This window comes from Haloterrigena turkmenica DSM 5511 (assembly GCF_000025325.1).
GTDB classification, from domain to species: domain Archaea; phylum Halobacteriota; class Halobacteria; order Halobacteriales; family Natrialbaceae; genus Haloterrigena; species Haloterrigena turkmenica.
Genome location: NC_013743.1, coordinates 618,601 through 632,188 on the forward strand (window position 1 = coordinate 618,601; position 13,588 = coordinate 632,188).

13 protein-coding genes are annotated in these 13,588 nt (G+C 66.5%); 6 read left to right on the forward strand and 7 right to left on the reverse strand.

Annotation, left to right across the window (positions count from 1 at the left end):
- Positions 1-184: 184 nt before the first annotated feature.
- The 3 genes from HTUR_RS02970 (at position 185) to HTUR_RS02980 (ending at position 3,248) form a co-directional block, all read left to right on the forward strand.
- Positions 185-1,207, forward strand: coding sequence for a DUF1611 domain-containing protein (locus HTUR_RS02970; protein WP_012941812.1), 1,023 nt, complete (start codon positions 185-187; stop codon positions 1,205-1,207).
- Between the two features lie 6 nt (positions 1,208-1,213).
- Complete coding sequence (locus HTUR_RS02975; protein ID WP_012941813.1) at positions 1,214-2,251, forward strand: dipeptide epimerase; 1,038 nt, start codon at positions 1,214-1,216, stop codon at positions 2,249-2,251.
- 88 nt (positions 2,252-2,339) lie between these two features.
- Positions 2,340-3,248 carry a hypothetical protein gene (locus HTUR_RS02980; RefSeq protein ID WP_012941814.1) on the forward strand — a complete coding sequence of 303 codons (909 nt, stop codon included), beginning with the start codon at positions 2,340-2,342 and terminating at the stop codon, positions 3,246-3,248.
- Between the two features lie 42 nt (positions 3,249-3,290).
- Here the strand turns inward: HTUR_RS02980 and HTUR_RS02985 are convergent, their stop codons facing one another.
- The 3 genes from HTUR_RS02985 to HTUR_RS02995 all read right to left on the reverse strand — a co-directional run bounded on the left by HTUR_RS02985 (position 3,291) and on the right by HTUR_RS02995 (position 6,732).
- Positions 3,291-3,956: a hypothetical protein gene (locus HTUR_RS02985; RefSeq protein ID WP_012941815.1), complete on the reverse strand. Its 666-nt coding sequence runs from the start codon at positions 3,954-3,956 to the stop codon at positions 3,291-3,293.
- A 98-nt stretch (positions 3,957-4,054) separates the two neighbouring features.
- Positions 4,055-4,534, reverse strand: coding sequence for an ATP-binding protein (locus HTUR_RS02990; protein WP_012941816.1), 480 nt, complete (start codon positions 4,532-4,534; stop codon positions 4,055-4,057).
- 92 nt (positions 4,535-4,626) lie between these two features.
- Positions 4,627-6,732: a hypothetical protein gene (locus tag HTUR_RS02995; protein ID WP_012941817.1), complete on the reverse strand. Its 2,106-nt coding sequence runs from the start codon at positions 6,730-6,732 to the stop codon at positions 4,627-4,629.
- Positions 6,733-7,623: 891 nt separating this feature from the next.
- On the opposite strand from HTUR_RS02995, the gene HTUR_RS03005 reads away from it, so the two are divergent.
- On the forward strand, positions 7,624-7,968 hold the full coding sequence (locus HTUR_RS03005; protein ID WP_012941818.1) for a cupin domain-containing protein: 345 nt from the start codon (positions 7,624-7,626) through the stop codon (positions 7,966-7,968).
- Between the two features lie 51 nt (positions 7,969-8,019).
- Here the strand turns inward: HTUR_RS03005 and HTUR_RS03010 are convergent, their stop codons facing one another.
- From HTUR_RS03010 to HTUR_RS03020, 3 genes are all read right to left on the reverse strand, one after another.
- On the reverse strand, positions 8,020-8,325 hold the full coding sequence (locus HTUR_RS03010) for a hypothetical protein (protein WP_012941819.1): 306 nt from the start codon (positions 8,323-8,325) through the stop codon (positions 8,020-8,022).
- A gap of 73 nt (positions 8,326-8,398) precedes the next feature.
- Complete coding sequence (locus tag HTUR_RS03015) at positions 8,399-9,436, reverse strand: hypothetical protein (RefSeq protein WP_012941820.1); 1,038 nt, start codon at positions 9,434-9,436, stop codon at positions 8,399-8,401.
- Between the two features lie 81 nt (positions 9,437-9,517).
- Positions 9,518-10,546 (reverse strand): hypothetical protein, encoded by a 1,029-nt coding sequence (locus tag HTUR_RS03020; protein ID WP_012941821.1) that lies wholly within the window; start codon positions 10,544-10,546, stop codon positions 9,518-9,520.
- 147 nt (positions 10,547-10,693) lie between these two features.
- Here HTUR_RS03020 and HTUR_RS03025 point away from each other — a divergent pair, with 147 nt between their 5' ends.
- Positions 10,694-11,746, forward strand: a complete 1,053-nt coding sequence (locus HTUR_RS03025) for a hypothetical protein (RefSeq protein WP_012941822.1) — start codon at positions 10,694-10,696, stop codon at positions 11,744-11,746.
- On the opposite strand, the gene HTUR_RS03030 is transcribed toward HTUR_RS03025, so the two are convergent.
- Positions 11,747-12,796, reverse strand: coding sequence for a hypothetical protein (locus tag HTUR_RS03030; RefSeq protein WP_049941575.1), 1,050 nt, complete (start codon positions 12,794-12,796; stop codon positions 11,747-11,749). It abuts the gene before it with no gap.
- A gap of 250 nt (positions 12,797-13,046) precedes the next feature.
- Between HTUR_RS03030 and HTUR_RS03035 the strand changes: the two genes are divergently transcribed.
- Entirely contained in the window at positions 13,047-13,556 is a 510-nt protein-coding gene (locus HTUR_RS03035; RefSeq protein ID WP_012941824.1) for an FxLYD domain-containing protein, read from the forward strand.
- The last annotated feature ends 32 nt before the right edge of the window (positions 13,557-13,588 follow it).

The window sequence follows — 13,588 nt, forward strand, 5'->3', positions numbered from 1 at the left end:
GCCACTCCCTCCCCAGCCGATTCGCTCCCTCGCAGGCTCGTTCGCTCATCCCTCGCACAATGTCGTCGATCGATCCTCGCGTTCACTCGGATCGATCGACAGCGCGCGCCACCGCACGTTATCCGATTGACTCTTAGCGACCGCGATATCGACCGTTTAAGTGCCCCCTCGGCGATGATCCGGTATGCGCGTCGCGATTCTCGCTCACGAGAAGTTTCCTGCTGGTGCCAAGACAGCCCTCGGCGTCCTTCGGTACGCTGACTACGAAGCCGCAGCCGTCCTCGACCGCGAGTCGGCCGGCCGCCGCGTGAACGACTTCGTCCCGGACGTCCAGGACGCACCGATCGTCAAGGGGATGGCCGACCTCGAGGCCGACGCCGTCGACACCCTGCTGATCGGCATCTCTCCGATCGGCGGCGAGTTCGACGAGAGCTGGCGCGACGACGTCCGGACGGCCCTCGAGTCCGGCTGCGACGTCGTCTCGGGGCTGCACTACTTCCTCGCGGAGGACGAGGAGTTCGCCCGGCTCGCGGCCGAGAACGACTGCGAACTGCGGGACGTCCGTAAGCCGCCTGAGGACCTCTCGGTCGCCGAGGGCGTCGCCGGCGAGGTCGACGCCGAGGTCGTCCTCACCGTCGGCACCGACTGTTCAGTCGGCAAGATGACGACGACGATGGAACTCGCGCGGGCGGCCGAAGAAGCCGGCCACGACGCCGCCGTGATCCCCACCGGCCAGACGGGGATCATGATCGAGGGCTGGGGGAATCCGATCGACCGCGTCGTCAGCGACTTCACCGCGGGCGCGGTCGAGGAGATGATCGTCGAGAAGGGCGACGACCACGACTACCTCTTCGTCGAAGGCCAGGGCTGCATCGTCCACCCGGCGTACTCGGCGGTCACCTGCGGGATCCTCCACGGGTCGATGCCCGACAAACTCGTCCTCTGCCACAACGCCGGCCAGGAGGCGATCCACGGCTACGAATCGTTCGCGCTCCCCGACCGGCGGACGTACGTGGATCTCTACGAGTCGCTGTCGGCCCCAGTTTCGGGCGGCGAAATCGTCGCGGGCGCGCTGAACACCAGCGACCTCGAGACCGACGCCGACGCGCGCGCAGCCGTCGAGGAGTATGCGACCGAAATCGATGCGCCCGCGACGGACGTGATCCGGTTCGGGGCCGAGGACGTCCTCGAGGCCATTGTCGAGTGATCGTCGATGGCACTCGAGACTGACTTCGAACGCCACGCGATGCCCCTCGAGTACCCGTTCGGGATCGCCCGCGGGACGACGACCGAGCGGGACGTCGTGACGGTCCGAATCGAAGACGACGACGCCGTCGGCGTCGGTGGCGCCGCGCCCGCATCCCACTACGGAGAGACCGTCGAGACGGTGACGGCCGTCCTGCCGGACCTGCTCGCGGTCGTCGAGGAAACGGGCGATCCCCACCGACTCGAGCGCATCGAACGCGAGATGCGTGAGACCGTCCGGCGGAATCCGGCCGCCCGCTGTGCGGTTAGCATCGCACTCCACGACCTCGCCGCCAAGCGGCTCGACGTTCCGCTCTACCGCTACTGGGGGCTCGATCCCGGCGAGACGCTCGAGACCTCCTACACTATCGGGCTCGACGATACGGAGACCATGCGCGAGAAGACCGAGACCGCCCTCGAGCGCGACTACGGTACGCTGAAGGTCAAACTCGGGACGGATCGGGACCTCGAGATCGTCGAGGCGATTCGGTCGGTCGCGCCCGACGTGCGGCTGTTCGTCGACGCCAACGAGGCCTGGGCGCCGAAGGAGGCCGTCCGCAAGATCGAGCGGCTGGCGGAGTACGACCTCGCGTTCGTCGAACAGCCGGTTCCCGCCGAGAATCCCGAGGGACTGCGATACGTCTCCGAGCGCTCGCCGCTGCCAATCGCCGCCGACGAGTCCTGCGTAACGCTCGAGGACATCCCACGGATCGCGGACCGCTGTGACATCGCGAACCTGAAACTGATGAAGTGTGGCGGCCTGCTCGAGGCGAAACGCATGATTCACGCCGCCCGCGCCCACGGTCTCGAGGTCATGCTGGGCTGTATGACCGAGTCCAACGCCTCGATCGCGGCGGCCTGTCACCTCGCGCCGCTGCTTGATTACGCCGATCTGGACGGCTCGCTGCTGCTCGCCGACGATCCCTACGACGGCGTTCCGATGCCCGGCGGCCGAATCGATTTGGCGGGCCTCGAGCGGCCGGGGACAGGCGCGGTTCGCGAGTAGTCGCCGCTTCGAAACGGATCACGCGCGCGGACTGTCACTTCGACCGCCAACGGGGGTTTACAACGGTCGTCGGTGGAGAACTGCTGGTATGTACGACGGTGACGATGACGTGACCGTCTCTCGGCGAACGCTCTTGCGAGCGTCGGCGGGGACGGCCGCGTTTTCCACGATCGGTGCCGGGTCGGCGGAAGCGAGCGGGAGCGATGCGGGGACGCCGTGGTTAGACGACCGCTGTCCCGACGCGACCCTCGAGCCGAACATGGGCCACTGCGTCGAGGACGGGATGGAGGGCTGTGCGGACGACCACCCGGCGACGGTCGAACTCCGATCGGGGGTGCAAGCGGCCCTCGAGGAGCGCTACCCCGACGTGGGCGCGCTGATCGACGCGGGCTACCAGCCGTACTTCGACACGCTCGAGCGGGAGGACGACAGTTACTCCCACTGGATCAACCCGGAGTACGTCGGCGACGACGCGGTGCTCGACCCCGAGCGGCCGGCGTCGGTACTGGTCGACGACGAGTCCTGGCGGTCGATCGGTGTGATGTTCGTCGCGACGCGAAACGGCGAGGAGATCGATCCGCCGGCGGTCTACGGCGGCGAAGCGAGCGACACCGAGCCGGCGGACGACGCCCCCATCGGCGCCACCGCGGATCCGGAGACGCCCTGTTCCCCCTGGCACTACCACTCCGGTCTCCCCGGACGGTTCGCGTGGTGGTACTACAAGCAGGCCTACGAACACGACTTCGCCGACGGAGATATCGATCTCCCCTGCCGGACGCCCTGTATGCTCCACGTCTGGGCGATCGACCATCCTGAGAGCGTCTACGCCCACCACGCGCCGCCGGCGGAGTCCCGGGAGCAGGAGCCAGCCGCGGAGGCCGGTTTCGAGACCGACGCCGAACCCGGGACCGACGAACTCGGCTGGGACGTGCTGCCCGACGACCTGCAACCGGAACAGCGGCCCGAGGATCTCGCGGCGCTGGTCCCGGGGTTATAGTATCGCGTTGGCGCGTCTACGTCGTCACTGACGGGACGGATCTCACGACGCGCTCGCGGCCAGCCGCCGAAACGGGCGCCCGACTCGCCGCGGGAGCCACCCCAGAAACCGGACGACGGGGGTCAGTCGGCCCCATCGGTGCGGAATCGCGCGATATCGGTCCCCGACCCGTTCGACGTGGCCCTTGTGGGCCAAGTACTCGAGCGTGCTCTCGACGCGCGATTCGGTGAGATCGACCTCAGTAGCGAGCGCCGCGACCGTTCGAGGACCGGAAGCGTCTCGGAGCGCCTGAGACACCACGTTCGCCGTCTGAATGCGGAGCATCGTCTCGCCGGCGTCGTCCTCGAGGTCGGACACGTACTCGTGGCGCGTTCGAGCCGGCCCGTATCGAACGGTCACCGCGCCGTCGAGGACGAACCAGAGGCCGGCGAGCACCACGACCGCTCCGAGCGACGCGCTCGAGAGAAAGGCCAGACAGCCGCCTGCGGCGGCGAGTCCGGTTCCGTAGATGAGCCGGTTCGTCCCGGCTGGGAGGTCGTAGATGTCGTCCGCGACTTCGTGGACCGTCGAGGACGCGAAGATGACGAATACCGGGGCGATCTCTCCGAGCGTCATTCCGCTGAGTCCGAGTACGGCGATCAAGGCGGCGGTACCGACGATCGATCGGAGGGGCTTGCTCTCGCGGAGCGACGCGAGCCGGCGGAACATGGACGCTCGAACTGACGGTTTGTTTCCATATATCTGTTACGAGTACGAAATTTCAACAGTCGCGTCGCTCCTCGGAAAGGCGAGTGCCCGGATTGGACTCATTCGGCGCGGTCGGTCAGCCAGCCCCACGTCTCGAGCGCGCCGACGATTCGATCGACCGCGTCACCGACGCTCGTCTCGTCGGTATCGATCTCGAGTGCGTCCTCTGGCGCGTCGAACTCCCGGAAGATCACGTGGACGCCCTGCTCTGCGATCGGGTCCGCGCGCGTTCGATTCCGCTCGAGGCAGGTCTCGAGGCTCGCGGTCACGCGGACGAAGCGGATCGCCTCGCGAAAGCCGAGGGTCCGAAACTGCGTCTGCCACTCGCGCTCGTAGAAGGTACCGTCGACGATCGTAATCGCCTCGCGGGGATCGTCACGGACTCGCTCGAAGAGTTGTTCGTAGGTTCGACTCGAGAAGTCGTCGGAGTGGTGGAGTCGAACGGCGATGGGTTCGTCGCGGACCTCGAGGCGCTGTCGAAGGGCCTCGGCGATAGTGGTCTTGCCCGCTCCCGGTGGCCCGCAGACGACGAGGATCACCTCTCGATCACGGTCGGCGGTACGGGCCGCTCACCTAACAGTCGTCGGATTCGCATCCGCAACCGTCGGTAACGGACCGGGGATGTCCGGTGTTAGAGCGTTTCGGCGGTCCGAGCCTGCTCGGTCCGTCGCTCGGCCTGCTCGAGTCTGTTTCGCGCCGCCTTCGAGAGCGGTTCCGGCAGCTCGCCGCTCGCTTCTGAGAGCCGCGTCTCGACCCGCTGGAGGCGCTCGGTGACGGTTTCGAGCCGCCTGTCGGCAGTCTCTCGCTCGCCGGCCCGGGCCTCGTCGGCGGCTCTTCGCGCGGCGTCGACGACGGCCTCGAGGGCGCGCTCGAGGCCGGCAACGGCGTTCTCCGAACCGCGATCGTCGTCATCGGTAGTGGTGTCGTCATCGTCGTTCGCGTCCGAATCGCCGTCGCGATGCGTCGAGACCGCCTCTCGCGTTTCCTCGGCGAGATCCGCCACGAACGTCGAGAGGGACGCCGTGCCGGTCTCGGGGCGTTCGATGCGGATCGCTGACGCCGTGTCGGGGGACGGGTTGATTCGGTAGGCGCCGATAGCGTCGTCGCTGTCCCGAACCTCGGTCGTGTAGGCGCCGCCGGTGTGAACGTAGACCGCATCGCCTCCGTCCACCGCCGACTCGTACAGCCGTCCGGCGAAGTCGTCCTCGACGGCCACTGCGGAGAGGTCCGCCTCTCCCGTCCCGTCCCCGATCTCGAGTTTCGTCGCCCGATTGCGGGCGACGAGCGGAATCTCACCGTCGACGCCGGCCGCCGTCGTTCCGTCGTCCGAAACGGTGACGCGTTCGCTGTGCGGTGCGCGGCCGGCGCCGTTGACTGTCAGTCGATGGTCGCCGGCCGGGACGTCCCGGAGAACGGCGACGCCGCCGAACGTCGGAACCGCTTCCGGATCGCTCTCGAGGAGCGCGACCGACTCGACGGCCGTCTCCGTCGTCATCAGTCCCTCGTCCTCCGGTGCGTCGTCGGCCGTGACCGCCTCCGTGATGCGGCTCACGACGGTGTTGATCGGCGCCGGTTCGCCGATGGCCTCGTAGCGGTCGGCCAGCGCAGCCCGATGATTCGGAGCGGTGATGTCCGCCGCCGGGTTCTCGTAACGGGACTGGTCCCACGGCGTCTCTGTCGCCGTGATGTGGCCGGCGACGGCGTCCTCGACCGCGTCGGGAACGTCGAACTCGAAGCTCAACTGGGGCCCGGTGAACGCCGCGATGTGTTCGATCTCGCCGGTCGGAACGAGCTCGTACTCGATGTCGGCGTCGCCCTCCCGCTCGCGGTGTCGGAAGACGAGTCCCGTCTCGCGGGTCGGCAGATCCGTCGGCGGCGACGTCAGCGCGTCGTACGACCGGATCGTCAGCTCGTCGTCGATCAGCGACTCGCGAGTGACCGACGGCAAGCGCTCGTGATCGTAGAGCGGGCCGCCCTCGTACTCCGGAACGACGTAGGGGAGCCGCGAGCCCTCGTCCCGCGGCAGTCCGTACGCGATCGGGAGTTCGACGTCCGCGAGGTCCGCGACGCCGTCGATCGTCGCGTTCGTGACGTCCGCCAGCAGGTCCTCGAGGGCGACCCGCTGGAACCGATCGGGGACGTCGTTGACCGAGAGCGCGCTCGAGTGCGAGCCGAGTTCCGAGAGGATGCGCGGAACCGCCTCCGGCTCGGGGTCGAGGAACTCGTTGTTCGGCGCCTTCCGGGAGTGCGAACTGGCGACGTACAGTTGCGGCTCGTCGGTTTCGGTATCGACGAAGACGTGCAGCACTTCCCAGTCGTGCCAATGGAAGTTCGTCGTGAACTGGTCGAACGCCGAGTAGAACCAGAACTGGACCGCGGCCAGCGGCGACTCCTCGTACTCGACCGCGCGATAGAACACCGTCGGATCCGGCGGATCGCCCGCGCCGTACCGCTCGTGATAGCCGTCGAGGGCGTCGAACCCGTCGACGACGGGTTCCCCGTCGCGCTCGCTGGTGTACGGTCGCGGATCCGTCGGAAACCACGGCTCGTGGACGTCGAAGTACAGCGTCGGGGCGAATTCCCTCGCCAACTCCTCGGCCGCTTCGTCGTCCAACCGGCTGGTCTGCCCGTCGCGCTCTCTCGTGAGCGCCGAACAGCCGGCCACAGCGACCCCGCTCGCACCGGCGAGCGCGCCGAGGACGGTCCGGCGATCGACGCCCGTAGCATCGTCGGTCACGGCCCATCACGTCTCGTTCGAGAGAACGACGCGGGTACAGATGCGACTGCTGTCGAGGTCATCATAGCGCTGGATGTCTGCAGTCGATGCATAAGCCTTCTGCACTCTACGCCGACCGGGACGATCGATACCGGGATTCCGATGACCGAGTCGAGCGTGAACCCGCCGAACGAGTCGTCCGTGTGGTTTCCGCTGCCCGTTATCGATCACGCATACTCGATCTGGTCTGGGCGACGATACCGCCACCGAAACCGGTCCGGTGTCGATCATCGACGACGAGGGGACTTCCTCGACGGGTCGTCGCGGACCTCGAGACGCCAGCCGGGCACTTCGGCGATGGTGGTCGTACCGGCGCCCGGCGGCCCGTAGGCGACGAGGATCACACCCGCCAGTAGAGTTTCGGTCCCTAACAGCCGTCGGATTCGGTCTCGAGAAATCTCGCTATCGGACCCGGGACGTATCGACCGGATTCGGACGGCCGGTCTGGGAGGTGGCGTTTTCGACCGCATTTCGTTCACCTCCGAACCGATCACGCGTTCCGGGCGGTCGCACTCGAGACTAACACTTCGCGGACGACGTGAAGGGCTCGGCGACTGCCTGCGCTGTGACCCGCCGCGAAAATCGGCGCAACCGGCGATTCCCGAGAGCAGTCCAGCGCTGCAGAGCGCGAACCGATGTCGTGAAATAGACATATAACCAACATATATAAATAAAATAAAATCTTCTGATCATCTCAGGACGGATGTACTCCTCGAACGGCCGTCTCCGAGACGGCTCGTCGGCGTCGCGTCCGTTCCCTTCTCGAACGGGCAGGCCGGCCTCGAGCGACGGTGGCGGGCGGCGGTTTCCGCTTCCCCCATCGATTTACCGCTCACGGGCGATCGATCACGCATGGGCTACGACACTGCCAGTAAGACCGACCCGGAGTCGATTATCGACGACGAGTCGGGCGACATGTGGTTCCTCAAGGGCGAACTCGACAGCGACCACGTCGGCATCTCGGTCCTCGAACTCGAGCCCGACGGCGAGGGGATGGAACACGACGAGGCCGACCGCGGTCAGGAGGAGATCTACTACGTGGTCAGCGGCACCGCGGAGGTCGAACTGACCGATCGCGACGAGACGGTCACGCTCGAGGAAGATGACGCGATCCGTCTCGATCCCGAGGAGACCCGCCAGATCTTCAACCGCAGCGACGAGCGCGTGAAGCTGGTGCTGGTCGGCGCGCCGCTGTAGGCCGGTTCGCCGCCTCGCGGGCAGCTGCCGTCAATCTGCGTCGACCCGTCGTTAGATGACGTCGTCTGGGTCGTGAACCTCGGCCATCCGCTCGGCTTCGGCGGCGTACTGTTCTCGCATGTCGGGGTCGTCGACGGTGCCGAGATTGCCGTCATCGACGTCGACGGCCGCCGTCGTGTCTCGAACGTCCGTGAACGAGGTGAGCGCACGCTCCTTGCGGAAGTAGCGCTCGCCGTCGGGCGTCGCGTAGGTGAGGATGATCAGGTTCTGTTCGTCGTCGGAGTAGGTCCGTTCGACCAACCAGACGCGGACGGCGTCGTCGCCACCGGCGCCGGCGTCGGTGTCCGTCTGTGCCATATCGACGGCTAGGGCCTCGAGCGAAAAGTAGTTCGGGGCGGTTGGTCGCTCCCGGCTGGTCCCTCGTCGCGGCTCACTCCCAGTCGATATCTTCGCCGCGACTCGAGTCTCGGAGGATGAATGGGCCGATCGCCAGCGTTCGCTTGGCCATCGTCGCGATCCGCAGGATGAACGCGATCAGCAGGAGGAACGGGGTGACGGCGACGGTCGAGGCCGCTGCGACGATCCAGACGAGGGCGTCGACCCCGAGATAGGTCCCGACCACGGCGTCGGCGTCGAAGAAGAGCAGCATCGCCATCGTGACCACCAGCGCGGGGACGGCGACGTACATCATCGCCCGCGAGAGGTTGATCAGTTCCCACTGGAAGTACAGCGTCTTGAAGTGCTCACGGGCGAGGCCGAACAGCTTCAGCGACTCGAGGAGGTCGTCGTAGGCCTCGTTGGCCTCGTCGGTGAAGGAGTCGGCGTGGGAGTTCTTGATCCGACGGGCCCGGAATATCTTCCAGGAGTAGTTGTAGTCCAGCGCGGCCTTGACGACCTCGTAGGTGCCGAAATCGGCGTCCTCGAGGTCGTCGCGGATCGAGTCGGCGTGGGTCGTGACGTTGTCGACGAAGTTGTCGACGCGCTCTTTGAGCTCCTCGTCTTGGCTCTCCGAGACGGCCTCGCGGAAGTCGGTCGCCCGGTCCTCGGAGGCCGCGATTATCGCCTGGGCGAACGACGCCGGCTCCGGCGGGCTGATCGGCGCGTCGATCGAGCTCTCGACGTCCGTCCGAAACTCGAGGGCGCCGTCGAGGCGCTCGCGCTGGTCTTCGACGGCGCCGAGCTCCTGTGAGAGCACCAGCGAGTTGATCGTGACCACGAGCGTGACGCCGGTGATCAGTGCGGTCGTCAGCGCCTGAAAGAGCGTTTCGACCGGATCGGCGCTCCCCATGAGCGCCCGCAGCGAGACGGGGCTGGCCCGGGCGACGACGAGCAGGCCGACGAAGACGAACAGCATGAGTCCCGCGGTGATCAGCCATCGGTTCGCGTTCAACAGGAGGGTATGCTTCAGCGTCGGTGACTCGCTGCGCTCGGCCATCGTGTCGCTGGGTTGAGAGCCGTCGCCACTCATCGCTCGAGTCGGCCGATACCAGCCCCGCCGGGAAATAGCTACGGCAGGCGTCGGGGAACCGAACGCGGCGGGTCGACCGAGTCAGCCCAGATCCTCGTCCCGCTCGGACTCCCGCAGGATGAACGGTCCCATCGCGAGCGTCCGCTTCGCGACGGTGGCGATCCGCAGGATGTAGACGATGAAGACGACGAACGGAGCGATCCCGATCACGAACCCCGCGCTGGTCAGCCAGACGAGGTTGTCGATGCCGAGGAACGTCCCCAGGAGCGCGGTCCCGTCGATGTACATCATCAACAGCGCCATCGCCGTAAGCGCGGGCACCGAGACGTACAGCAGCGCCCGCGAGAGGTTGATCAGCTCCCACTGGAAGTACAGCGTCTTGAAGTGCTCGCGGGCCGGACCGAAGAACTTCAGGAGTTGGATCATCTCGTCGAGTTCGTCGTCTGCCTCCTCGGATAAGTCGTCACCGTGATCGGCGCGGAGCTTGCGCGCGTCGTAGATCTTCCGCGAGTAGTTGAAGTTGAGCGCGTTCCAGATCACGTCGAACGTGCCGAACTGGGCGTCCTCGAGGTCTTCCTTGACGACCTGTGCGTTCTCGACCGCGTCGTCGACGTAGTCGGCGACCTTCTCCTGAATCTCGTCGCCGTGGTCCTCGGACACCGTTCGCTCGAGGTCGTTCGCCTCTTCTTCGACGCCGTCGACGAGTTCGTAGAGGAACGCCGCGGGTTCCGGCGGGCTCACGTCCTCGTGCTCGAGCGAGTCCTCGATGTCGTGCCGGAAGTCCATCGCCTCCTGCATGCGCTCTCGCTGGTCGCCGACCGCGCCGAGTTCCTGGGAGAGCACTAGCTGGTTGATCGTGACGACGATCGACGTCCCCGTGATGATCGCCCCGATGAACCCCGAGAAGATCCAGAAGGTCGCGTTGTGTTGTTCGACGAGTACACGGTGGGGCGCGAGCCCGAACAGACTGGCCCCGACCAGTATGGCGAACACGGTCACTAGCACGGCCGCCGTGAAGAGCCAGCGGTTCAGCCGGAGCAACACCCACAGCCGTGGGCCGCCGACGCCGGCCCGTTGACCCAACACGCCGCTCGAGTCCGAATCACTCATTGCCTGCCCGAAGGGACCACGGCGGCGGGTAAAAGAATCATCCGGGCGAAAGCAACCCCGACGTCGACGACGGCACTTCGCTCACCCGGAAGAGACGACCGCTGACGGCCAAAGGCTTGTAGGCGGGGCCATGGTACGACCGCTCCCATGAGCGAGTCCGGCGAGAGCGCGAGCGAGGAGACGTCGAACACGATGGTCGACCGCGTTCACGGCGGCCGACCGATGCTGTGGTTCCTGGTCGAAGGAAACCGCGTTCTCGTCGCCGCCCTGATGCTCGCCGTTTCCTACACAATCCTCGTCGTTCTCGGCACGTTCGGCCCCGGCTCCATTTCGAAGCTGTTCGATCCCGCGCCGATCGCCTCGACGTTCACCCCGACGATCATCGGGATCATCATGGGCGTCACGCTCGTGTTGACGTTCAACCAGTTCGTCCTCGCCGAGGAACTCGGCCCCGTCGGCGATCAGCGCGAGCGCATGGTCGGTGCGATGGAGTTCCGTCGGGACACCGAAGACGCCGTCGATCGGACGACTAGCCCCCCCGAACCCTCCGCATTCCTCCGCGGCCTCGTCGAAGCGACCGGGAACCGGGCCGCGGAACTCATCGACGCGCTCGAGTCCGATCCCGACCTCGACGAGGCGGTTCGCGAGGACGTCCGCGAGTACGCCGAGGGGATCGCCGCCGACGCCGAGCGGGTCGCCGCCGACCTCGAGGGCAAACAGTTCGGTCGGTTCGAGGTCGTCAAGGCCGCGCTGGAGTACAACTACTCCTGGAAGATCTACATCGGCAACCGGGTTCGGAACCGCCACGAGGAGGCGCTTCCCGACACCATCGACGAGCGACTCGAGGAGTTACTCGAGGTGCTCGGCTTCTTCGGACCCGCCCGCGAACACTTCAAGACGCTGTACTTTCGGTGGGAGATCATCACCCTCTCGCGGTCGCTGGCTTACCTCGCCCTACCAGCGCTGGCGGTTTCGGCGTACATGATCCTCGTATTCGAGGTGGGTGACGTGGCCGGGGTGATTGCGGGGTTCGATCAGGGACTGTTGTTCGTCGGCCTCGCCTTCGCCGTCGGCGTGATGCCCTTCGCGATCTTTCTGTCGTACATCCTCCGGGTCGTCACCGTCGCGAAGTGGACGCTCGCGATCGGCCCGTTCATCCTCCGGGAGACCGATCGGGGAGAGGACATCGGCTGGGAGTAGTCAGGAGTCTTCGCCGTATTCTACGTGGAAGGGGCCCTCGTCGGGATCCTTCTGGGGGACCATCGGACCGACCGAGGCAGTTCGGCGCGTGACGGTCGCGGTCCGGAGGATGTAGGAGACGAGGAGGGACAGCGGTGAGAGGCCGACAATGATCAGTCCGGTGGTGATGAACGGGAGCACGGCGACGCTGACGCTCGGTCCCGCGAAGTCGCCGTACAGGAGGCCGATCAGGATCGCGGACAGGATCGACGGCACGCCCCAGTAGATCGTGAGCTGGGAGAATCGGGTGAGTTCCCGCTGCAGGTAGGTCGTCTTGAGCTGTTCGCGGGCCACGCCGAACAGCTTCAGGGAGTCGATCAGCTCGTCGAGACGCTCCGACGCCGTCGGCGACAGTTCGTCGCCGTACTCGCCGCGCAGGTGTGTGCCCACGTGTAGGTGCCACGCCTCGTCGTAGTTGATCGCCGCGGAGATGGCCGTGAACGAGCCGAACTCGCCCTCTTCGAGAACCTCGTCGACGCGTCCGGTCCGCTTCTGGACCGCGTTTGTGTACCGCGTAATCGGCTCGCGGACCTCGTCGTCGCTATTTTCGACCGCGTCGGCGAGGTCGGCGGCGTCGTGACGGATCGATTCGACGAGCAACTCGAGGATCCGCGTCGGCGTGGCCGGGCTCGCCGGAACCATCGCGGTCGTCGCGACCTTCCGCCGGAAGTCGATGACGCCCTCGAGGCGGTCTCGCGCTCTACCGGCCGCGCTGAACTCTTGAGAGAGGATGAGCTGGTTGACCGAAACGACTAGCGTTACCAGCGAGAACGTGCCCGCGATCATGCCGCTTGCGACGCGCGTGACGGAGTTGGGATTCGTAAACGAGATGATGCCGAGCCAGCGGAGAACGACCAGTAGCGCGAGGATGACGCCCGACAGGAGCACCGCGACCGCCACGCGGTCCCCCTCGACGACGAACCACTCTCTGAATCCAGCCAGTACGCTCGACTGCTCCCCGACGTTTGCCCCGAAGGACTCGAGCGTCTCGTCGGTCTCAGAGGGACTCATGGCGACACGTTCCACGGACCCGACAATAAGGGCCTGCATTGCACACTGCTCGCAGCCCCACCGGACCACAGCGGAGTCGACGGGAGCGCCGGTCGTCCCGACGAACAGTCAGGACGCTCGATACTCGGCCGTTCGCGAGCGCTCGGAAACTGCCGCTTCAGGGCCTACACTGAAATGCGTCGACAGTGTCGGTCCGATACATGCTCGGTGACGGAACTTACGCCCTGCTGGCGAGGGTGGTGCGACGGCGATGACCCGACCGGAGTCGACGAGCCGACGCCGACTTCTCGCGGCGGTCGGCGCGGGCGTCTCGGCCGCGGTCGCCGGTTGTACCGGCAGCGGGGGCCTCGGCGGCGAACCCTCCTACGAGGACGGCAACGGCGTCGAGATAAACGCCAGCAACGTCTCCAACCGGACGACGTCGGAGATGTCCACGGCGGCCGCGCTCGCCAACCAGCAGCCGTCCCAGTCCGTGACGCCGCTGGATCCCCTCTCCGTAACCGACCACCAGTTCGTCGTCGAGGGAGGCTATCTCGGCTCGACCGTGCAGGGAACCGTCGAGAACACGGGCAGCGATCGGATCCAGATCGTCGAAGTGCGAACCCGGATCTACGACGACGCCGGCAACCTGCTCGGCCGCTATCTCGCGACCACCGGCGATCTCGACGGGGGCGAGACCTGGGAGTTCCAGGTGATCGTCCTCGAGGCGCCGTCGGACGTCGCCGCCTACGACATCGCCGTGCTGGGAACACCGTCCTAACGGCCCCACCTCGTCGATCGGACGGACTGACC